The sequence below is a fragment of the Imhoffiella purpurea genome, from assembly GCF_000585215.1.
Taxonomy (GTDB): Bacteria; Pseudomonadota; Gammaproteobacteria; order Chromatiales; family Chromatiaceae; genus Imhoffiella; species Imhoffiella purpurea.
In genome coordinates this window covers 72,791-93,939 of sequence record NZ_AONC01000028.1, presented here as the reverse complement: position 1 = coordinate 93,939, position 21,149 = coordinate 72,791, and the positions used below count along the sequence as shown (strand labels likewise).

Genomic DNA, 21,149 nt, shown 5'->3' with positions numbered 1-21,149 from the left:
AACGAGAACGACATGAGCGCGGACAGACTGGCTGAGCCCGATGTGACGACCTGGAACCGCCATGAGGCCCTGTTCCTCGACCGATTGAAGACCTCGCTGGATCTCGAGGATTTCACCGAATACGCCGCCTGCCGCGAGGGTCGCGAGAAGCGGATCTGGAGCCGGGCGCGGATCTACCAGGGCGAGAAGCTCGACCGGGTGATGGTCAGCCAGTATTCGCTCAGGCGCGGACGTGTCGGGCTGGTGATCTTCGCCTATCCGCGGGTCGAGTACGACATCCCGGTCTTTCTGCTGCACGTCGGCGGCATGCCGCCGGAGCGGACCCTGCTGACGCTGGATCTGGCGCCAAGCTCCCCCGGAATGGACCTGAGCCCCTTCTGCGCCGTCGCCGAGACCCATCGCCCGGCGCTGGATCTGCCCGATACGCCGCTCGAATGGCTGAGCGCCGTCACCTCGCCCCACATCCTGCACTGCGCCTTCAAGCCGCTCGATCCAGACGGCTTTTTCGCCGCCTTCGAGGCGGTCGTCGAGACCTGGCTCCATCACTACATCGAACGGGCCGAGCGCGACCTGGATCCGGTCTCGGTTCAGGCGCGCCGCGAGACCCTGCTCGAACTCAAGAAGGAGGTCTTCCGCAACGACCCCGCCTTCCCGGTCTATACCCGCGCCTTCGGCAAGACCATGTCCGACGTGCTGGCCGAGGCGGCCTTCGGTGGCGATCCCGGGGTCTCGATCGCCGAGGAGATCGAGCCGCCGCCCCCGTCGGGCAGCTGGGTCAACAAGAAGCTCGGCGTGGGCTGGAGCGCCGATGCACAGGAACGGGTCCACGAGGCCCCGGTGTTCATCCGTCCCATGATCCGCCGCATCATCGAGAAGGAGGCGGCCAAGGAGGGGATGGCTCAGGTCGACGTGGATCTGGTTCTGCGCTGCGAGAAGAAATATCGCGGAGGGGATGGCTGACGAGTAGGGCGCAATAGGCCGTTCCTACTGGGTGGCTGCAAGTCTTTGGTGTTCATGACGGGGTTCATGAACGTGGGGCGTTCGATTCTGGAGCGGCCGTATTGCGCCGTAGGCAATGAATGTATGGGGTCGAAATCTCGCGGCTACCTGCGATAGGGCGCAATACGCTGTCGCTATTGCGCCCTACATGGGCTCAGATGTCGCTGACGTTCTCGGCGATCTCCAGTCGCTTCGGCCAGGCGGTGATGATCGCCTGGACCAGGGTTGCCAGGGGAATGGCGAAGAAGACCCCCCAGAAACCCCAGAGTCCGCCGAAGACCAGGATGGCGACGATGATGGCGACCGGATGCAGGTTGACCACCTCGGAGAAGAGCAGCGGGACCAGCACGTTGCCGTCGAGCGCCTGGATGATGGCGTAGGCGAAGGTCAGCCAGGCGAATTCGGACGACCAGCCCCATTGGAACCAGGCGACGATCAGCACCGGGAGGGTGACCACGGCCGCGCCGATGTAGGGAATGATGACCGAGAGGCCGACCAGCAGGGACAGCAGCATGGCGTACTTGAGCCCGAAGGCCGAGAAGGTCAGATAGCTCGCCCCCCAGACGATGAGGATCTCCCACGCCTTGCCGCGCACATAGTTGGAGATCTGGCGGTCCACGTCCTTCCACACGTCCCAGGCGATCCCGTGGTGACGCGGCAGCCGGCTGCGGAACCAGCCGAGGATGAGATCCTTGTCCTTCATGAAGAAGAAAACCAGCAGCGGCATCAGGATCAGATAGATCATGATGGTGATGACGCCCACCACGCTCGCCAGCGACCAGGACAGCACCTTCTGGCCGAAGGAGACCACCTCGGAGCGCAGCGAGGCGTTGAGCTCGTCGACCTGGGTCTGCGTGAACAGATCCGGATAGCGCGCGGGCAGGTCCATCAGGACCTGGGTCCCATCCGAGATCATGTTGGGAAGCTGCTGGACCAGCTCGGTGATCTGGCGCGACACCAGCGGCATGACACCGAGCAGCACCAGGGCCACGAACAGCAGGAAGAGGATGTACACCAGCAGCACGCTCGGCAGTCGCGGCAGTCTGCGTCGCTCGAGCTGATCGACCAGCCCCTCCAGCAGATAGGCGATGACGATGCTTGCCAGGACGGGGGCGAGCATGTGACCCATGGTGAGCACGACGGCGAAGACGAAGAGCAGCAGCATCGCCAGAAAGACGATCTGCGGGTCCGAGAGATTGCGCTGGAACCAGTGGGAGACGATATTCATGGAGGACGGATGCCTTATGCTGAGCCGGTGCGGTCTTGTGGGGCGAATGTGGTCAGATAGTCCTGATAGTGGCGGGCGAACAGCGCCTCGAGGTCGTCGATGACCTCGGCCGCGCCGCGTCCCTGCAGCAGATGCGCCGACATGAGCGCGGAGGTCTCGTTGAGCAGGCTATCGCGCTCCAGCATATCGTAGCTCTGCGACAGCCGCTTGATGGCGCCGACCACGGTTTCCTTGTCGGGCCGGGTCGTCGGCTTGGGCTCGCGCGGCATCGTCTCGCCGGGTTCGGGGCGGCCGCGCTGGACGAGGAACTCGGCGAAGGCGATCAAGGTGTCTCGGTCGGCCGGCGAGAGCGATCGGTATAGCTTGGCGAGTCGCCGTTCCGCGGCGGATCCGGTTGGCTGGGGCAGCATGGTTCTGGGGCTCTCGGTGTCTGGATCCCCTCGGCTGGGTCGAGGCCGGCGGGCGAGGGGCGTGGCGATGGGCCGATCAGTCGGCTCCGCTCTGGGTGCGGCAGTAGCTGCGGGCGAATTCCAGCAGTTCCTCCATCACCCGCAGTCTGAACTTCTGTTTCTGATGGACGAAGGAGAAGGGCCGGTTGAGCGGCGGATTCAGGCGCAGGGCGACCAGCGTGCCCAGCTTCAGCTCCTTCTGGATGGTGGTGCCCGAGATCACGGACACGCCCATTCCGGCCTCGACCGCGCCCTTGATCGCCTCCGGGCTGCCGAGCTCCATGGCCACCTTGATCGCCGCGTTGCAGTCGTTCTGGAGCTGCAGATAGTCGCCGATCACCTCGCGCGTGCCCGATCCCTCCTCGCGGCAGATGAAGGGATACTGCAGCAGATGCGCCAGCTCCACCTCGTCCCGGTCGGCGAGCGGATGGCCCGGTGCCACGATGGCGAACAACTGGTCCTGCTTGCAGGCCTCGACCACCAGGTTCTTGTTGGTCACCGGGGCCTCGACGACCCCTAGATCGATGACATTGTTCTCGACCATGGAGACGATGCCCTCGGTGTTGGCGACCTTGAGATGGATGGTGACCTCGGGATAGCGCTCCTTGAAGTCGCCCAGCAGGGGCGGGAGCATGTATTCGGCGATGGTGGTGCTGGCCCCGATGGTGAGCGCGCCGCTGACCTCGCCGGTGATCTCGCGAACCGCGTTCTCCATCTCGGCATAAAGCTCGAAGATGCGCTCGGCCGAAGCGAAGACGGCATGGCCTGCTTCGGTGAGGCTGATGCGGTTGTGTGTGCGGTCGAAGAGCCGCGTGTTGAAGTGCTCTTCCAGCTGGCGCACCTGGAAGGTGACCGCCGGCTGGGTCATGTGCAGGGTCTCGGCCGCCTTGGTGAAACTCAGCAGCCGAGCGACCGTGTGAAAGACCTGGAGTCTGCGGTCGGCCATTTAGATATCACCCGAAACCAGATACCCAAATAGAAAGCGCTTATATCACAGCCTCGGGTTTCCAGATAGGGTCGGATGCATGGCCGGTCGGGAGAGGGAGGCGAGTACACGCGGTCTGTCACCTTTCACGCACATGACAAAAAACCGCAACAAAAGATGGAATTGACCGCAGGCTTCGCATAGAGTTCGACGCGGCCGAAAAAACCTTACAGGGACACCGAGATGCCCATCGTCCAGGGCATGGTCTCTGCCGCGATGGATATCCGCACGAGCCCCGTCCGATGTTGCGCCGCAACAACCCGTCCTGGCGTTTCGGTCAGGATCCGGTACCGAGAATCGGGGCGGTTTTCTCAGGTCGAACGATGCCCGGCCCAAGCCAGATTCGAGTGCCGCTCCCTAAAGGGCTGCTTCCCAGATGTCAGGGCACCGAATGGCGCGCGCCGCCGGGAATAGAACAACAGCGAATCCATCCTCACCACAAGGAAACGCCTCATGCTCAACAACAGGATCACCTATTCCATCGCCTGCGTGCTCGCGGCGGGAACCCTAGGCGTCCAGCAATCCTCCTTCGCCGCCGGATTCATGCTTCCCGAGGCGTCGATCCTCGGAATGAGTACCGCCAACGCGGTCGTCGCCAACCCCGACGAGATCGGCGCCATCCCCTACAATCCGGCGGCCATGGCCTTCCAGGAAGGCTCCAGCATCAGTGCCGGAACCATCCTTATCGGTCCCAGCTTCAGTGTCAAAACGGCATCCGGCGACCACGACAGCCAGGGGGCGGACTGGCAGGTCACGCCCCAGATCCAGGCCGTCTTCAAGCTCAACGACCAGTGGAACATCGGTTTCGGGGTCACCACGCCATTCGGTCTCGAGACCCGCTGGGAGGATGGCACCTTTCCGGCGGTCAGCGGAACCCGCAGACTGCCGGTGCCCCCCCCGCTCGATCCGAACGTTCCGCTCAGCCATCCGCTCTCCAGCAAGCTGGAGGTCCTGGACATGGTTCCCAGCGCGAGCTATCGCGTCAACGATCAGCTCAGCGTCGCCGCCGGTCTCGACGTCTACTGGGTCAAGAGCGCCAAGCTGAATTCCACCGCCGGTGGGCTCAGCGGTGACGGTACCGGACTCGGCTTCAACCTGAGCGCGCTTTACCGGGAGGGGCCTTGGAGCTTCGGTGCCTCCTACCGCTCGGCGGCGACGGTCGAGCTCGATGGCGATTTCACCGCCAAGAGTTCAACCCTGGTGGCGCTCGGCGTGCTCGGGCCGTCCCAGTCGGCCGAGCTGGACCTGGATCTGCCCTGGCGTCTGCAGATCGGTGCCCGCTATGTCTTCAACGCGCGTCTGGCGGTCGAGTTCGACATCACCCGGACCGGCTGGAGCGAATTCAACGACCTCAAGGCCACGGGCAAGGGCTCGGGCTCCGTCCTCTTCAGCGACCAGAACGATTGGGACGACGCCAACGCCTATCGCATCGGCGCGACCTATCAGCTCAACGACAAGACCCAGCTGCGCTTCGGCTATTCCTATGACGAGACCGGGCAGGGCGACGATCACTTCAGCGCCCGCGTGCCCGACAGCGATCGTCATCTGTTCGGCATCGGCGTCGCCCAGGCGCTCGGCGACGGCTTCCAGTTCGAGGCCGGCTACATGTACGTGCTCGCCGAGGAGCGCAAGTACCGCAGCAATACCACCTACACGGGCCACGACCTCAACGGCACCACCGCGCTCGACGGCGACTACAGCATGGATGCCCATCTGATCGGTCTGCAGGTCGTCAAGACCTTCTGAGCCCATCCCGATCGACCCGGCGGGGAGGCGTCTTGCGTCCTACCCGTACGGAGTCGATTGGCCGATACGCCTGCCGGGTGTCGAAGCCATTGGCGTTCCGATCCCGGCCTCTGCCTACCCTTCGCGTCGCGGACGGCCGCCGATCCGTAAGCCGCGGCCATCGGCTTTGCGCTCGCCGATCCCTCCGTTAGACTGCCCGCCAACCCTCTCCGGTCCATCCGCGGTCCACTCGTCTCTTGAAGGGGTCATCCATGGAACAGCGTTCAAGCGTTTCGCTCCGCCTATTGATGGGCGTTCTGGTGCTCCTGTCCTGGTCGTCGATTCCGCCCGATGTCCGGGCGGCCAGCTGCAAGCTTCCCGCGCATCCGCGGATCGGTCTGGTCCTGAGCGGCGGCGGGGCCAAGGGATCGGCCCACATCGGCGTGCTCAAGGTATTGGAGGAGGAGCGCGTCCCTATCCATGCCATCGCCGGCACCAGCATGGGCTCGCTGGTCGGCGGCGCCTATGCCGCCGGTCTGTCGGCGGACGAGCTGGAGCGGCGCGTGACCGGTATCGACTGGGCCGATCTCTTCGACGACGATCCTCCGCGCAAGGACTGGCCGGCGCGGCGCAAGGAGGCCAGCGCCAATCCGAAATGGAACTTCTCTCTGGGCTTGCGCGATGGTCGTGTCAGGTTGCCCAAGGGGGCCATCTCGGGTCAGAAGGTGCAGCTGTTTTTCAACGATCTGGTCAAGGGCGTCGAGACCGTCCACGATTTCGACGCCTTGCCGATTCCATTCCGCGCCGTGGCCACCGATCTCGAGAACGGGGACATGAAGGTCTTCGATCGCGGACCCCTGCCGGTCGCCATGCGCGCCAGCATGTCGGTGCCGGGTGTCTTCGCGCCCATCGAGTGGGACGATCACATCTATGTCGATGGCGGACTGGTGCGCAACATGCCGGTCGACGTGGCCCGATCCATGGACGTGGACGTCATCATCGCCGTCAATCTCGGCTCGGGCTATCTGCCGCGCGATCAGCTGGGCACCATCCTCGGGGTCACGGGGCAGATGATCGCCATCCTCACCGAGCAGAACGTCAAGACCTCCATGGCCGAGCTGCGCCAGGGGTGCGATCTGCTGATCGTGCCCGATCTGGGGGACATCACCTCCGGCGATTTCGCGCGCGCCAGCGAGGCCATCGCGACCGGCGAGGCGGCGGCCGACGAGATGCGCGGCGCGCTGCGGCGCTTCAGCCTGAGCGAGTCCGAATATGTCGCCTGGAGGTCCGGGCATTTCGGTCCGGGCCATCCGGTCCGGCGGGTCGGCGAGGTGCGGATCTCGGGTCTGGAGCGCGTCAATCCCGAGGTGTTCGACGGTCTGGTCGAGGCCAACGCGGAGCGTCCGCTCGAGCGCGATCGTCTGGCCGAGGATATCCAGGCGGTCTATGGCCGCGGCGATTTCGAGCGGATCAGCTACCGCTTCCAGCCCCAGCGCGACGGCTCCGATCTGCTGATCGTGGATGCGCTGGAAAAGGCCTGGGGCCCAGGGTATTTCGGATTCGGTCTCGTCTTCTCCAGCGACAATCAGGGCGACAACCGCTTCGGTCTGCGCGCTACCTACGATCAGACCTGGCTCAACCGCCTGGGGGCCGAGTGGAGCACGGCCGCCACGATCGGGAACGCCCCGAACCTGTTCTCGGAGTTCTATCAGCCCCTGAGTCTCGATCGCTCGCTCTTCGTCGCCCCCTATCTGGATGTGGGCACGACGCCGGAAAGCGTCTTCGTGGATGAGCAGAGGGTCGCGCGCTATGACCTGACGCGACTGCGCCTGGGCGCCGATCTGGGGACCACGCTCGGCGGGGTCGAGATGCGCGCCGGGGCCTATTTCGGCGAGACCAAGCTGGACCTGGATACGGGATCGCCCGAGCTGCCGGAGGGGCAGGTCACGGATTCCGGTGTGCGCGGCCGGATACTCTACGACACCCTGGACAGCGCGGGCGCCCCTCGAAAGGGCGTGCGCCTGTCGCTCGAGGCACTGGCACCCCTGTCTGCCATGGGGGCGGAGGTCGACTATACCCGGGCATTGCTGAGGGCGACCGCCGCTCACAGCTTCGGTGTCAACACCCTGGCCGCCAACGTCAAGGCGGGCACCAGCTTCGGCGCCGAGATGCCCTATTACGACCAGTTCGCGCTAGGCGGATTCCTCCAGCTCTCCGGCTATGCCAACGATCAGTTCCGCTCCAACGACATGGCCTTCGCCGGGCTGGCCTATTATCGGCAGATCGCATCCCTGCCGCCGCCGATCGGGCGTGGGCTCTATCTCGGGGTCTCGCTCGAGGCGGGCTGGCTGGGTGACGGGGTCATCGAGGGGGCGGGAGCGGACGAGATCCTCAGCACCGAGGACACGCGTTATGGAGGCAGTGTCTTCTTCGGCTCGGATACCTGGATCGGGCCGGCCTATCTCGGACTCGGCCTCTCGGCGGATGGCGACAGCGCCATCTATGTGCTGATCGGCAGCCCCTGAGCCGAGGTGCCACCGGAGAGCCCGCCACCCTCCAATGGTGGCGGTCTCTCGCTCAGCACTTGCGCAGATAGCATGCCTTGAGCATGAAGCTGCCGGCGTCCGTCTTGCAGTCCACCTCGTGATCGCCGCCGACGATGCGGATCCTCTTGATCTTGGTGCCGACCTTCAGCGTGGTCGAGCTGCCCTTGACCTTCAGGTCCTTGATCAGCACCACCGAATCGCCGTCTTCGAGCACATTGCCGTTGGCATCGCGGACCTGAGCGTCCGTGTCGGCTGCGTCGGCGGCCTCGTCCGGAGACCATTCATGGGCGCAATCCGGGCAGACGTAGAGCGTGCCGTCGGAGTAGGTGTTTTCGCTGGCGCAGAGCGGACAGGGCGGGAAATCGGACATGGAGTCTTCCAGGGTATGATGCCAAAGGCGCAGCACGGTAGCTCCTCGGTGCCGATTCGGCAACCTCGATTCCCGCGTTTTCCCAGGGGCATGGTCAGAAAGGCTAACCTTCGGGCGTCCAGTCGGAGTATCTTGAGCCCCGTCAAGCACGATAGGCGTCTCAGGTCGCGCGAGAGGCGTCGAGTCGGTCGGATGCGGTTGAAGCCGCAGCTACATCGAAGTGAAGCCACCATGACCAACGCCTTTCTCGGATTCCAGCCCATCTTCGATCGCGAGCGCCAGGTCGTGGCCTACGAACTCCTGTTTCGCGACGAAGGGGGTGGGTTCGAGGGCAGCGGGCTCAATGGCGATTCGGCGACCTCTCAGGTCATCCTCAATGCCTTCACCGATATCGGGGTCGAGCGTCTCGGACGCGACAAGCGGCTCTACATCAACCTGACCGACGGGCTGCTCGCGAGCGAGGTCATCCAGACCCTGCCGCCCGATCGCGTGGTCCTGGAGATCCTCGAAAACGTGCGGGTGACCCCCGAGTTGGTCGGGGCGGTCCGCCGGCTGGTCGACGCGGGCTTCACGGTGGCGCTCGACGACTTCGTCTTCCATTCCAGCTGGGAGCCGCTGCTCGAGCTCTGTCACATCGTCAAGATCGACGTGCTGGGCGATGGCGAGGAGGCGATTCAGGCCAAGTACGATCAGGTGTCCCGCTATTCAGGGCTCAAGTTGCTGGCCGAGAAGGTGGAGAACCGTATCCAGTTCGTCCAGTGTCTCAATATGGGCTTCGATCTGTTCCAGGGGTATTACCTGGCTCGGCCCAAGGTCGTCAGCGGCAAGCGTCCGCCCAGCGACCGGCTGAGGCTGATGAAATTGCTGGCCGAGCTCCAGGACGAGGATCTGAGTCTGCAGGAGGTCGAGCACCTCATCGGTCAGGACGCCGTGCTCAGCTATCGGCTGCTGCGCTTCCTCGGCGGCGCCTCCGTATCGCAGGGGCGCACCATCCACAACCTGATGCAGGCAATCTCGCTGGTCGGTCTGCGCACCATCCGCCAGTGGGCCGCGCTCGTCGCCTTGGGCTCGATGAATGCGCAGAGCCCCTATTCGCTCACCCGCTCGCTGCTCTATGCCCGATTCTGTCAGATCGTCGGGGAACGCCATCTGACACGCGAGAAGGATGCGCTCTTCACCGTCGGGCTCTTCTCCAATCTCGACGAGATCCTGGAGATTCCATTGCAGGAGGCGCTCGCCGGCCTGCCGCTGGACGCCTCGCTGAAAGACGCCATTCTCACGTACCGGGGACTGCTGGGTCAGGTGCTGGCCTCAGCCGCCCGGTTCGAGGGGCTTGCGCTGGGCGATCGCGCTGAGCGGCCTCCCGGTTTGAACGAGGAGGTCCTGTCCGGCTATTTCCTCGAGGCATTCGCCTGGGCGCAGGAGGTCCAGGCGCAGCTCTCGGCTCCCGCGCCGCAGCGCTGATGCGGCCGATGGGATTCGGGATCAGGCCGAGATGTTCAGTGCCACCTTGGGCTGCGAAATGAGTTTCTGCATCCCCAGGCGCTTCTCGGGATTGATGAGAATCGGGCCCGTGATGTTGGCGTTGATGCCAGGCTGCTGTTGCGGGTCGTCCGCTTCCGCCTTCCAGACCATGAGGAAGACCATGACGTCTTCGGGACCGTCGGCCTGGATCAGCGCCGCCTCCTCATCGCTCAGTTCGAGCTGGTAGTTCAGCGAATACATGGCCGGATCGACCAGGGTGAAGCTGATCTCCGGATCCTCGCTCGACTGCATCCAGTAGACGCGGCCCGATTCGGTATCCGAGTGGCTCAAGCGATAACGGCGCTGATCGCCGAACCCCGGGATGCCCTGGGGGAAGACGAGTTCCTTGGTGGAGTCGGTGCTGTCGTCGGCCATGATCCATTCCTCTTCTGTGAGTCTGGGGTCCCCGGCGAACATTGGCACAGTCGGGCGGGGCGGGCAAGAGCGGTTTCGGCCGATCCGCAGGCCATTCGGCCTCGGGGTAGAATGCCGAGGTCTCGCCGTGGCTGCGGTCACGTCCATCGTTCGGGATCCATGAAGGTTGAACATGACCGGAAACCAGTTCGGGTTCGATCGTTCGTCCGCCAGCCATGCCGCGCGGGCAAGGGCCATCTTGCGGGAGGCGCATCTGACGCATCCTCTGTGGATTCTCGTCGTCGCCTTGGGAGTGGCGCTGGGCGCGGCTGTGCTGCAGTGGATGGCTCCCGGTCAGGTTTGGCTGCGCTGGGGCGGTTTCTCGGCGCTTGTGGTGGGGGCCGTGGCGGCATCGATCCTGTGGGAGCGGCTGCGCCGTCAGTTGTTGTTGCCCCTGGTACGGCTTGAATGCTCCCTGACCCAGGTCTGCCAGGGCGAACCCGGTGCCAGCGACGCCCTCGAGGAGACCGGCGTGCTGCGCAGGATCGCCCAGGACATCCGCAGTCTCAACGAGGAGCTGACCGATCTCTACGAGGACATGGACAATCGGGTTGCGCGTCAGACCCGGCGCCTGGCGCAGAAGACGGCCTCGCTCAAGATCCTCTACGACGTGGCGGCCGGCATCCATCAAACCGAGAGTGTGGAGGACCTGCTGCTGCGCTTTCTGCGCGTGCTCAAGGAGATGATCAACGGCCGGGCGGCCACCGTGCGTCTGGTGATGCCGGACGGCAGCCGGCGGCTGGTGGGCTCCATCGGTCTCGACGACGATCTGGTGCGCGAGCAGGACATGGCCCCGGTGGATCTCTGTCTGTGTGGCAGCGTGCTCGCCCCGGGCGATATCGTCTGCGACAATGATGCCCGCTACTGCGCGCGCATCTACGGTCGGCGCATGTTCAAGAGCTCGGAGATGGAGGTGGTGACGGTGCCGCTCGAGCATCGCGACGAACTGCTCGGCGTCTACAGCATCTTCGTCGATCAGCCGGGCGTGAAGGCGCGCGAGGACATCATGGACCTGCTCTTCACCGTCGGCCACCATCTGGGCGTGGCGATCGCCAAGCAGCGCTCGGATGCCGAGGCCCGCCGTCTGTCCATTCTCCAGGAACGCAACTCGCTCGCCCACGAACTGCACGATTCGCTCGCCCAGACGCTCGCCAGTCTGCGCTTCCAATGCCGCATGCTCGACGATTCGCTGGGCGGCAGTCCCATCTCGGAGGAGGCGCGCAACGACCTGGCGCGGCTGCGCAACGGGCTCGACGAGGCGCACACCGAGCTGCGCGAGCTGCTGGCCAGCTTCCGCGCCCCGCTCGACCGGCGCGGTCTGGTCCCTGCGCTGGCCAAGCTGACCCAGCGCTTCGGGCAGGAGACCGGCGCCCACGTCCTGTTCCAGAACGACTGCCGCCCCTTCGAGCTCTCGGCGAGCGAGGATCTGCAGCTGCTGCGCATCGTTCAGGAGTCGCTGGCCAACATCCGCAAGCATGCCCAGGCCCACACGGTGCGGGTCCTGATGACGCGCGAGCCGGGCGGGCGCTACGTGCTGCTGATCGAGGACGACGGGGTCGGATTCAGCGCCCCGGCCGACGGCTCGCGTCCCGGCGAACGTATCGGGCTCTCCATCATGGAGGAGCGCGCGCGGCGCATCGGGGCCGAGCTGCGGATCGAGAGCGAGCCGGGCGAGGGGACCCGGGTCGAGGTCGTCTTCGACGTCAACCGGCGCGGTCCGCGCCATGGGCTGGAGGTTGCCTGATGCGTGTCCTACTGATCGACGACCATGCGCTCTTCCGCTTCGGTCTGCAGGAGCTGCTGGAGCGTCGCGGGATCGAAGTGGTGGCGGTGGGGGATGCCGCCAGTGGATTGCAGCGGGTCTCCGAGACCGAGCCGGACGTGGTTCTGCTCGACATGCGCATGCCCCAGCTCTCCGGGCTCGATCTGCTGCGCCAGCTGCGCGCCGCGCATCAGACCATGCCGATCGCCATGCTCACCACCAGCGCCGAGGAGCGCGACGTGATCGATTCGCTGCAGAGCGGCGCGCAGGGCTATCTGCTCAAGGATATGGAGCCGGAGGCGCTGATCGCCGCACTCGGCGAGATCGTGCGCGGCCGCACGGTGGTGGCGCCGGAGCTGGCGATCGTGCTGGCCAAGGCGGTGCAGGGCGAGTCCAGGGGCGCTCAGGAGGAGAATGGGGTCGCCGATCTGACCCCGCGCGAGCAACAGATCCTCTGTCATCTCGCCGAGGGTCAGAGCAACAAGGCGATCGCCCGCCATCTGGGAATCACCGACGGCACGGTGAAGCTGCACGTCAAGGCGATCCTGCGCAAGCTGGATGTCCACTCGCGGGTCGAGGCGGCGGTGATCGCGGTGGAGCGTGGTCTCTGCGAGCGGGCCCCGGGCCGAGACCTTTGAGGCGTTGCATTCGGCGGTTTCCGGCACCAGTTAGAGCCGCCTGAGTCGGCTCGGCGAACTTCAGTTTTTTAGCATGGTCTTATGGTGCCTCGCCGGATGCCGGGCCCATCGCTGCCGGGATCGCCGCGGCGCCAATCGACCTCATGTCATATGGAGTTTCGCCATACGATGAAAAATTTTCTCGAGCTCATCAAGAAATGCCTCTCCGATATCAAGGAGATCATGCCCTGGGATCTCGCCGACCGGGTCGCGGAGAATCCGGATCTGCTGATCGTCGACGTCCGCGAACCGGACGAGTATGCCGCCATGCATATCCCCGGGTCGGTCCACGTGCCGCGCGGTATCCTCGAATCGGCCTGCGAGTGGGACTACGAGGAGACCCTTCCCGAGCTGGTCCAGGCGCGCGATCGCGAGGTGGTGGTGGTGTGCCGCTCCGGGTATCGCAGCGTCCTGGCGGCCCATTCCATGGTGGTGTTGGGCTACAGCAACGTCGCCTCGCTCAAGACCGGTCTGCGCGGCTGGAAGGACTTCGAGCAGCCGCTGGTCGACGGTGACGGAAAGGAGATCGATCTGGACGACGCGGACGTCTATTTCACCCCCCGTCTGCGTCCGGAGCAGCGGCGTCCCAAATAGCGCTCGATCCGAGTTTTCCCGGGCGGTTGGCATTCCGGCCAATCATCAGCCGGATCCCTGGTCCCGCTCTGGATTCTATGACGCGGTGACGGGCTCGCGCTGCCAGACGCCATCGCAATGCGTCAGGATCTCGCCGCCCTGCTCGGACCATTCGGCGAGCACCGAGCGTTTGGCCTCTGCGCCGCCGACCAGGACCTCATGATCCCGGGGGCGGTGGGTATGTCCGTGGATCAGGTGCCGGGCGCCGAAGCGTCGCAGATAGCGGACGACCGCATCCGGGTTGACGTCCATGATCTCGGGCGCCTTGTCCGCCATCGCCTCGCGGCTGCGACGTCTGTATTCGTCGGCCAGGGCGCGCCGGCTGGCGAGCGATTTGAACAGGAACAGCCGCTGAGCCAGCGGGTTGCGCACGCGTTTGCGGAAGCGCTGATAGGCCAGGTCGTCGGTGCACAGCAGGTCGCCGTGCATCAGCAATGTGGGTTTCTCCGCGAAGGAGGCGAGTGTGGGGTCTGGCAGCGGTCGGCATCCGGTCCCGCGGCGGAATCGCCGGCCGAGCAGAAAGTCTCGGTTGCCGTGCATCAGGTCGCAGCGGACGCCCGACTCGGTGAGTGCGCGCAGCGCCTCCGTCACCCGGCGGTTGAAGGGGCTGTCGTCATCGTCGCCGATCCAGCTGTCGAAGAGATCGCCGAGGATATAGAGCCGCGACGCCTGGCGGGCGCGGCCGGCGAGGAAGTCGATGAACAGCTCCAGTGTCGCCGGACGATCCGGCGATAGATGCAGGTCGGAGATGAAGAGGTCGGTCATTCCTCGGCGAGCCAGCCCTGGAGCGCGTCGATCAGTCCCTGGGCCTGGGCGCGACTGGAGATGTTGAACTTGGACTGCTGGCGGTACTCCCCGCCGCGCTTCTGGTAGCGGCGGATGGTGTATTTCTCGGGGCCGTATTCGCCCTTGGCTCGATCCCAGTCCTGATAGCGGAAGATGATGGTGGTCCAGCTTCCCTTGGACAGGATCACCTTGTCGAGTTCGCGCGTGGTGTCGATGCCGTCCTCCGTGTAGGTGACGGTCAGGTCTTCGACCTTTTCGGTCATTTCGATGTCTCCGGGGTTTCGAGCGTCGGTGCGGCAGCGGATTCAGGCCGGCTGCGCGCGCCGTTGCGTTGCAGAAGCTCGACGATGGTCTGGCGATCGGTCGCCTTGCCATCGGAGCGCTTCAGGGCGATGGCCAGCGGCATCCGGCCCCGTCCGTCGGGTTGATTGACATCCGCCCCTTCGATCAGGAGCCGGTTGACCGTGTCGAGATATCCGCCCTGGATGGCGAGGGTCAGGGACGTGCGGCCCTGGTCGTCGGCGCGATCGATTTCCGCGCCATTGCGCGCGAGGAAGCTGAAGGTGTCTCGGTCCGAGATCCCTTGCCCGACCAGTTCGAGCAGAAGTGCCTGCGGGTCGATCCTGGCGCCGTGCTCCACCAGGGTCTGGGCGACCTGGGTCTTGCCGAACCGAAGCGCGACCTCCAGCGGCGTGCGGCCCGATGCGTCCAATACGTCCGGGTTGGCTCCGTGCGAAAGCAGGTGCTCGGCGATCGTGACCTTGCCGTTTTGGGCCGCCACGTGCAAGGGCGTATCGCCGTCGACATCCGGCTGGTCGATGTCCGTGTGCCAGTAGAGATGGCGCTTGACCTGATCCAGATCGCCGATGTGAACCGCGCGATAGAGGCTCAGCGTCGGTTGGGCCGGTTCGCTGCAGGCGAGGAGCGCGAAGACGGTCAGAAGCGACACGATGGTCAGGCGCGATACGAGGGTCTGTCGTCGACGCATGGGCCTCGGTGTTGGGATTGCCATGGATATGCTCAGCCTTGATGGTCGCTGCCGGTCTCGTTCCTGTTCGGGCCGATCGGCGCGATGGTAAGTCGAGCGCTTGGACCCTCGCAACTCGACACATGTCATGAGATACCATGCGGTTTCTTTCGATTAGGGTCCTTGTTCGGTGCCATGTTCTGGAAAATTCTACTCACCCTGGGGGTCGTCGCCCTGGTCTACGGCAGTCTGAGGGCGCGTCGGCGCGCCGAGCTGATCGCGCGCGGTCAGGAGGTGGAACCTCCGCTGGTGCCGCCGGGGTTGGTGCGGCGTCTGGCCTGGGGGCTGGTCGCGCTCATGCTGATCGGCACTGGAGTCTATCTGTTTCAGGGCTGGTTGGAGCGGCGCGAACCGGTTCAGGTCCAGGTGGTCAACGCCAACACGGGCGGCATCGTCCTCTATCAGGCCCATCGCGGCGATATCGATGGGCGCCGCTTCACCACGATCGACGGGCGCGAGATCCGTCTCGCCGATGTCGAGCGCATGATCATCCTGCCCGTGGGGACCGCGGATTGATGGCGCGATGCGGATCCTCCCCGTCTCGACTGAGGTTGTTTCTGAGATTTTCGCGTCCAAGTTTCCTCTTGTGGGTCTGGGGTGCCGGTGACTTCCACCGGTCCTTCCGCCTGTCGATCCACGTGATTTTCAACCCGATTCATCAGGAGGATTCATCATGCGCCAGCTCATCTTGCCCCTCATGCTTGCCGGGATCCTGGCCGCGACGCCGGCCGTCGCCGATTGGAGTCTGGATCCGGCCCGCTCGCACCTGGCGTTCGTCACCATCAAGGCCAAGGACAAGGCGGAGGTCAACACCTTCGACGAGATCCAGGGCACGATCGACGATCAGGGCCGGGCATCCGTCACCTTGATGCTCGACAGCGTGGATACCCTGGTGCCGATCCGTAACGAGCGGATGCGCCAGTTCCTGTTCGAGACGACGGACTACAAGGAGGCCGTGCTCGAGGCCAAGCTCGATCCGGAGGTGGTTACCGGCATGGAGGTGGGCGTGATCGAGCGGATCACGGCCGAGGGAAGGCTCCACCTGCACGGACAAACCCAGTCCATGACGCTGACGATGCAGGCGGTGAAGCTGGATCCCGGCACCGTGATGGTGGCGAGCCTTCAGCCCCTGGTCGTGGATGCCTCCAAATTCGGTCTCAGCGAAGGGGTGGAGAAGCTGCGCGAGGTCGCCGGTCTGGATAGCATCAGCGAGGCGGTGCCGGTTACCTTCGTCATGACCTTCGTCAGTCGGTCCGCGGCCGATTGAGCCTTGCCTCGCTCGCGGTGCCGACGGCAAGCCGTCGGCGCCTCGATCTCGCGATCCGCCCGGTCGTCCGGCTCCAGGCGACCTCGAAACCGCCGAAAAGCGGCTGACGTTTGGTATATCATCCAGGGATAATGTGGCTATTGGGACGGTGCGGATGGGACGCTTTGGTCTCATCGATCTCGCGACGCTCAATGTCGAAACAGACCGACTCCAGGTAGCTTGGCCTCATGACTCCCGCCATTCTCGAAGCCCTCAAGTTCTGCCCCAATCTGCCGAGCCTGCCGGGTGTGGCCATCCGTATTCTCGAGATGGGGCGCGATCCGGACGTGAATATCGGCGCGCTCGCCGGGCTGATCGCCAAGGATCCTGCGCTCGCCGGCCGACTGCTGCGGGTGAGCAATTCGCCGCTCTATGCCCAGCGCCGCAATACCACCAACCTCCACCAGGCGGTGATGCTGCTCGGCCTCAATGCGACCATGACATTGGCGTTGAGCTTCTCGCTTACCGATATCTATCGCTCCAGTCGGGGCGATCGGCCCTCGATCGATCGGGTCTGGCGGCGTGCGCTCATCTCCGGGCTGGCCAGCCGAATGCTCGGCGAGACGCTCAAGCTCGCCGCGCTCGATGAGCTCTATCTGGCCGGACTGCTTCAGGATCTCGGGATCCTGGCGCTGGATACCGCGCTGCCCGAACGCTACTCGGATCTCTTCTCCCGTTACGAGTCGCACGATCGGTTCCTGATGATCGAGCGCGAGTCATTGGGCTTCGATCACGGCGAGGCGGGGGCTTGGCTGATGCGTCATTGGGGGCTTCCGGAGCGGATCGCCGTCACGGCGCTCGCGGTCCATGATCCGGAGCAGGCCGATATCCCGGACGATGCGCAGGCCTTCGTCTACTGTGTGGCCGTCGCCGGCCATGTCGCCGACGGTCTGCTCGACGAGCGTCCGGAGCCGGCCGTCGATGCCGCGGCCGACGCCGCCGAGGCCCTGCTCGGATTGGATCAGCAGGTCATGCAGATGCTTTTCCAGGAGGTGGCCGATGCCTTGCCCGAATTGGGGCGCCTGTTCGAGGTACAGATCCTGTCGCCGGCCATGATCCTGGGACTGGTCGAACAGGCGCGCGAGATCCTCGCGACCCGCAATCTGCGGCTCGTCCATCAGGCCACCGAGCATCAGCAGAAGGTGGTGGAGATGGAGCAGGCCGCCGAGATCCTGCAGAAGGCCGCTATCCACGACGCACTCACCGGCCTGCACAACCGGCGCTATTTCGATCAGGTGCTGGACGACGAATTCGCCCAGGCGACCGACAACAGCTGGCCGTTGACCCTGGGGTTCATCGATTTGGACCATTTCAAGCGGGTCAACGACACCCAGGGCCACTTGATGGGGGATGCGGTCCTGGTCAAGATCGCCGCGGTGCTCAAGCGCAACCTGCGCGAGCGGGACTACATCATGCGCTACGGCGGCGAGGAGTTCGTGGTCCTCTTGCCCGGACACGGCATGGAGAGCGCGCTCAATGTGTTCGAGCGGCTGCGCGCCGCGGTGGAGGCGACCCGCCATCTGAGCGAGGCGGGCGACTCCTTCTTCGTCACCACCTCGATCGGGATCGCCGCGTACATGGACGGCGAGCATCGCATCCACGATCCCATCCATCTGGTCCGCGCCGCCGACCGCGCCCTCTACGACGCCAAGCGTCACGGACGCAACCGGATCGAGTGGGTCCTGCCCTGATCCGGCTCCGGTAAGGGTTCCGTTATCCTTGCACGGACCTCAGGCCGCCTGATGCCGCTTCCAGGTATAGACCGCCGTCACCGCATAGTTCCACACGGCTCCGACCAGGATGCCGGCCAGGGCCGAGAAGAACCAGCCCGAGTGTCCCTCGTGGAACAGATAGTCGGCGATCCCGACATTGGCCAGTGCCCCGATGCTGCAGGTCAGCACGAAGCTGAACCAGCCCCGCAGCAGTTCCCTGCCGCGCAGGCGCATATCGCGGTAGGTCAGCAGGTTGTTGAGGAAGAAGTTGCTGGTCATGGCGACCAGGGTCGCCGCGCTCTGACCGAGCAGGAAGGCACCGCTGCCGAAGAGACCGAGAATGGGCCAGAGCACCGCCATGTGGACGAAAACGCCCAGCCCGCCGATGATGGAGAAGGCGATGAAGCGTACCGGGATCGCCGGGCCGATCAGCTTCTGCGCCAGCATTAGCAGATATTCCCAGAGCACCGCCTCTTCCAGTTTGCTGGTGCCCGTTTCGCGTTGGCGGAAGGTGAATGGAAGCTCGCGGAACCGCAGCGGACGCTCGGCGGACGAGAAGATGTCCAGCAGGATCTTGAAACCGACCCCGCTCAGCTTGCGCACGCAGGAGCGCAGTACATCCGCCCGCACCATGAAGAATCCGCTCATGGGGTCCTGCAGCTCGGCATGGATGAGACGCTGGCCGATGCGGGTGGCCAGGCGGCTCATCGAATGGCGCTTGGCGTTCCATTCGCCGACCCCGCCGCCCTCGACGTAGCGGCTGCCGACCACGATGTCCAGCTCCTCGTCCTCGATGGTCCGGAGCATGCGCGGTAGCAGGGTCTCGTCGTGCTGCAGATCGCCGTCCATGACCGCGAGGAAGGGCGCGCTGGTGGCGAGCATGCCCTCGATGCAGGCCGAGGAGAGCCCGCGCCGTCCGATGCGCTGGATCAGGCGGATGCGCGGATCCAGGCGCGACAGCTCGCGCACCCGTTCCGGCGTGCCGTCCGGCGAGTCGTCGTCGACGAAGATGAGCTCCCAGTCGATTCCCGCGAGCACCCGATCGACCCGACGGGCGAGTTCGGCGACCGAGTCGGCCTCCTTGTAGGTGGGCACGATGACGGCGAGCTGGGGCGGGGCACAGGGCGGACGGGGCTGAGTCTGGTCTGGCATGGTTTCAACCTGAGGGCGGCGCTTGGCTTGTATTGGCGGCGATGAGGGGGCGATCGGCTAGAATGCCGTCCTGCATGCGTCTCATGGGCGCTGGAACGAGCGTCGGCTGGCGGTCATGGATCGATCGGGGGCGCATTCTAACATTCGCAGCCGGAGTCGAAACGGTCATGAATCATCGGCGGACGCCATCTTCCTCGGCGGCATCCTGGATCCTCCTGGCCGTCGTGATCCTCGGTCTGCTCGCCTGGCGTCTGGCGGTCGCCTGGCTCATGCCGGTCACATTGGACGAGGCCTATTATTTCGACTGGTCGCGTCATCTCGCCTGGGGCTATTTCGATCATCCTCCGGGGGTCGCCCTGGTGGGCCTGGGGACGCTGCTCGAGCCGGGGTCGGCATTCGCCGCTCGGCTCGGCGGGCTGCTGGCCGGTGCGGCGACGCTCCTGGTACTGGCGGTTCTCTACCGTCGCTGTGGCCTGCGAGATCCGGCCGATCTGGCGCTCGCGCTGGTGCTGGCCGGCGCGACCCTTCCCGGACTCGCCGGCGGTATCCTGGTGACGCCGGATACGCCGCTGGCCCTCGGATGGGCGCTGGCGCTGTTCGAGGCGGAGCGCGCCCTGGCCGGCGACCGGAGACGTTGGGTCACGGCTGGGCTGGCGGTCGGGCTGGGGTTGCTCGGGAAGTACACCATGGTGCTGATCGGCCCCGTGCTGCTCTGGGCCATCCTCCGCGCCGACTGGCGCGCGCTGCGTACGCCCTGGCCCTATCTGGGTGCGCTCGCGGCCTTGCTGGTCTTCCTGCCCAACATCCTCTGGAACGCCAGCCACGACTGGGTGACCATGCGTTTCCAGTTCGGTCACGGCTTTTCGACCCAGGTCGGGGATCTCGCCTCGGTCTCCGCCCAGACGGTCGAGCGCACGGGACCCGAGTCGTTCGGCGAGCGGCTTGAGAGCCTGCTCGGCTATCTGGGGGCCCAGCTCGGATTCTGGGGGCTGATCGCCCCGGCGCTGATCTGGGGATTGGTGGCCAGGCTGCGTTCCCGGGGGGGCGCGGCCAAGCCGGATACGCCGGCCCTTGCGTCCCATGCGCGTCCGCTGCTGATGGCCGCGACCTTCTTTCCGCTCGGATTCTTCGCCCTGGTCGCGACCTTCAGCCAGGTCCAGGCCAACTGGCCGCTCATGTATCTGCTGAGCGCCGCGCCGCTCGCCGTGCTCTGGCTGCGACCCGTGCGTGTCTGGGTCTACGCGGCGGCGGGCGTCAACCTGCTGCTGGTGACCCTCTACGCCTATCATTCGGCGACGGCGTCCTTGCCCCTGCCCGACAGTCAGAACCGCATCCTGCGCGAGACCCACGGCTTCGCCGAGTTGGCTCAGCGCGTCGCCGAACTGGACGGCCCCGTCTATGTCGAGCGCTATCAGACCACGGCCATGCTGAGATTCTATCGTCCGGACCTGGATATCGATCAGTGGCCGGGGCTAACCCGGCCATCCGAGTTCGTGCGTCGGCACATGGATGAGCCGGTGGTGCCTCGAGGACCCTTCTGGCTGATCACCCGTGGCGGACCGCCGCCGGCCATCGAAGGCTTCGCCGTCGAGCGGAGTCGTCGATTCTTCGACTGCGCCGGCAAGCCGCTGAGCGAGACCGAGACGGCACCCTGCCGGCGTCCGCTGCATACCTGGCCCGCCTATCGCTACCGCCCGCAACCGAGCGGAGACCCAACGTAGGGCGCAATAGCGACAGCGTATTGCGCCGCATGGCCGGCCAGCGGATGACCTGATCGCGCCACCGATATATCGAAGCCGCCAGCCCACTCGATTCGAGCAAGCCGCCTTTCGGCGCAATACGGCCGCTCCAGAC

Annotated in this window: 20 protein-coding genes; 11 read left to right on the top strand and 9 right to left on the bottom strand. The window is 65.2% G+C overall.

All coding sequences use genetic code 11. The features are described from left to right. Positions 1-12 precede the first annotated feature (12 nt). Complete coding sequence (locus tag D779_RS09895) at positions 13-960, top strand: protochlorophyllide oxidoreductase (protein ID WP_043753219.1); 948 nt, start codon at positions 13-15, stop codon at positions 958-960. Between the two features lie 193 nt (positions 961-1,153). Here D779_RS09895 and D779_RS09890 read toward each other — a convergent pair whose 3' ends face one another. The 3 genes from D779_RS09890 to D779_RS09880 form a co-directional block, all read right to left on the bottom strand. Then, positions 1,154-2,227, bottom strand: a complete 1,074-nt coding sequence (locus tag D779_RS09890) for an AI-2E family transporter (protein ID WP_043753217.1) — start codon at positions 2,225-2,227, stop codon at positions 1,154-1,156. Positions 2,228-2,241: 14 nt separating this feature from the next. Next, complete coding sequence (locus D779_RS09885; protein WP_043753215.1) at positions 2,242-2,637, bottom strand: hypothetical protein; 396 nt, start codon at positions 2,635-2,637, stop codon at positions 2,242-2,244. Between the two features lie 76 nt (positions 2,638-2,713). Further along, positions 2,714-3,622, bottom strand: coding sequence for a LysR substrate-binding domain-containing protein (locus tag D779_RS09880; protein ID WP_043753214.1), 909 nt, complete (start codon positions 3,620-3,622; stop codon positions 2,714-2,716). Between the two features lie 492 nt (positions 3,623-4,114). Here D779_RS09880 and D779_RS09875 point away from each other — a divergent pair, with 492 nt between their 5' ends. Both D779_RS09875 and D779_RS09870 read left to right on the top strand, forming a co-directional pair. Beyond that, positions 4,115-5,407: an OmpP1/FadL family transporter gene (locus D779_RS09875; protein WP_043753211.1), complete on the top strand. Its 1,293-nt coding sequence runs from the start codon at positions 4,115-4,117 to the stop codon at positions 5,405-5,407. A 251-nt stretch (positions 5,408-5,658) separates the two neighbouring features. Further along, positions 5,659-7,911 carry a patatin-like phospholipase family protein gene (locus D779_RS09870; protein ID WP_043753209.1) on the top strand — a complete coding sequence of 751 codons (2,253 nt, stop codon included), beginning with the start codon at positions 5,659-5,661 and terminating at the stop codon, positions 7,909-7,911. Positions 7,912-7,963: 52 nt separating this feature from the next. On the opposite strand, the gene D779_RS09865 is transcribed toward D779_RS09870, so the two are convergent. Beyond that, positions 7,964-8,338, bottom strand: coding sequence for a zinc ribbon domain-containing protein YjdM (locus tag D779_RS09865; protein ID WP_456297597.1), 375 nt, complete (start codon positions 8,336-8,338; stop codon positions 7,964-7,966). A 195-nt stretch (positions 8,339-8,533) separates the two neighbouring features. Between D779_RS09865 and D779_RS09860 the strand changes: the two genes are divergently transcribed. Then, positions 8,534-9,766 (top strand): EAL and HDOD domain-containing protein, encoded by a 1,233-nt coding sequence (locus tag D779_RS09860; protein WP_043753207.1) that lies wholly within the window; start codon positions 8,534-8,536, stop codon positions 9,764-9,766. Positions 9,767-9,787: 21 nt separating this feature from the next. Here D779_RS09860 and fliW read toward each other — a convergent pair whose 3' ends face one another. Further along, positions 9,788-10,201, bottom strand: coding sequence for a flagellar assembly protein FliW (fliW, locus tag D779_RS09855; RefSeq protein ID WP_043753295.1), 414 nt, complete (start codon positions 10,199-10,201; stop codon positions 9,788-9,790). A gap of 172 nt (positions 10,202-10,373) precedes the next feature. Between fliW and D779_RS09850 the strand changes: the two genes are divergently transcribed. The 3 genes from D779_RS09850 (at position 10,374) to D779_RS09840 (ending at position 13,273) form a co-directional block, all read left to right on the top strand. Continuing rightward, entirely contained in the window at positions 10,374-11,984 is a 1,611-nt protein-coding gene (locus D779_RS09850) for a sensor histidine kinase (protein ID WP_043753205.1), read from the top strand. After that, positions 11,984-12,640 carry a response regulator gene (locus tag D779_RS09845; protein WP_043753202.1) on the top strand — a complete coding sequence of 219 codons (657 nt, stop codon included), beginning with the start codon at positions 11,984-11,986 and terminating at the stop codon, positions 12,638-12,640. Before D779_RS09850 ends, D779_RS09845 begins: the two co-directional genes overlap by 1 nt. A gap of 168 nt (positions 12,641-12,808) precedes the next feature. Beyond that, positions 12,809-13,273, top strand: coding sequence for a rhodanese-like domain-containing protein (locus D779_RS09840; protein ID WP_043753292.1), 465 nt, complete (start codon positions 12,809-12,811; stop codon positions 13,271-13,273). Positions 13,274-13,348: 75 nt separating this feature from the next. On the opposite strand, the gene D779_RS09835 is transcribed toward D779_RS09840, so the two are convergent. The 3 genes from D779_RS09835 to D779_RS09825 are packed head-to-tail and all read right to left on the bottom strand — an operon-like array spanning position 13,349 to position 15,086. Further along, positions 13,349-14,077: a UDP-2,3-diacylglucosamine diphosphatase gene (locus D779_RS09835; protein WP_043753200.1), complete on the bottom strand. Its 729-nt coding sequence runs from the start codon at positions 14,075-14,077 to the stop codon at positions 13,349-13,351. After that, positions 14,074-14,361 (bottom strand): hypothetical protein, encoded by a 288-nt coding sequence (locus D779_RS09830; RefSeq protein WP_043753199.1) that lies wholly within the window; start codon positions 14,359-14,361, stop codon positions 14,074-14,076. The genes D779_RS09835 and D779_RS09830 overlap by 4 nt, the downstream gene beginning before the upstream one ends. Continuing rightward, the gene (locus tag D779_RS09825; protein ID WP_043753197.1) at positions 14,358-15,086 is read right to left on the bottom strand and encodes an ankyrin repeat domain-containing protein; all 729 of its coding nucleotides are present in this window, start codon (positions 15,084-15,086) and stop codon (positions 14,358-14,360) included. Before D779_RS09825 ends, D779_RS09830 begins: the two co-directional genes overlap by 4 nt. Positions 15,087-15,260: 174 nt before the next feature. Here D779_RS09825 and D779_RS09820 point away from each other — a divergent pair, with 174 nt between their 5' ends. From D779_RS09820 to D779_RS09810, 3 genes are all read left to right on the top strand, one after another. After that, positions 15,261-15,641, top strand: a complete 381-nt coding sequence (locus D779_RS09820) for a hypothetical protein (RefSeq protein ID WP_043753195.1) — start codon at positions 15,261-15,263, stop codon at positions 15,639-15,641. 157 nt (positions 15,642-15,798) lie between these two features. Continuing rightward, complete coding sequence (locus D779_RS09815; protein ID WP_043753193.1) at positions 15,799-16,392, top strand: YceI family protein; 594 nt, start codon at positions 15,799-15,801, stop codon at positions 16,390-16,392. Between the two features lie 227 nt (positions 16,393-16,619). Then, a complete protein-coding gene (locus tag D779_RS09810) occupies positions 16,620-18,122 on the top strand; it encodes a GGDEF domain-containing protein (protein WP_043753192.1) in 1,503 nt (500 codons plus the stop codon). A gap of 39 nt (positions 18,123-18,161) precedes the next feature. On the opposite strand, the gene D779_RS09805 is transcribed toward D779_RS09810, so the two are convergent. Next, positions 18,162-19,295, bottom strand: a complete 1,134-nt coding sequence (locus tag D779_RS09805) for a glycosyltransferase family 2 protein (protein WP_043753190.1) — start codon at positions 19,293-19,295, stop codon at positions 18,162-18,164. 167 nt (positions 19,296-19,462) lie between these two features. On the opposite strand from D779_RS09805, the gene D779_RS09800 reads away from it, so the two are divergent. After that, complete coding sequence (locus D779_RS09800; protein ID WP_043753188.1) at positions 19,463-21,016, top strand: ArnT family glycosyltransferase; 1,554 nt, start codon at positions 19,463-19,465, stop codon at positions 21,014-21,016. Positions 21,017-21,149 lie beyond the last annotated feature (133 nt).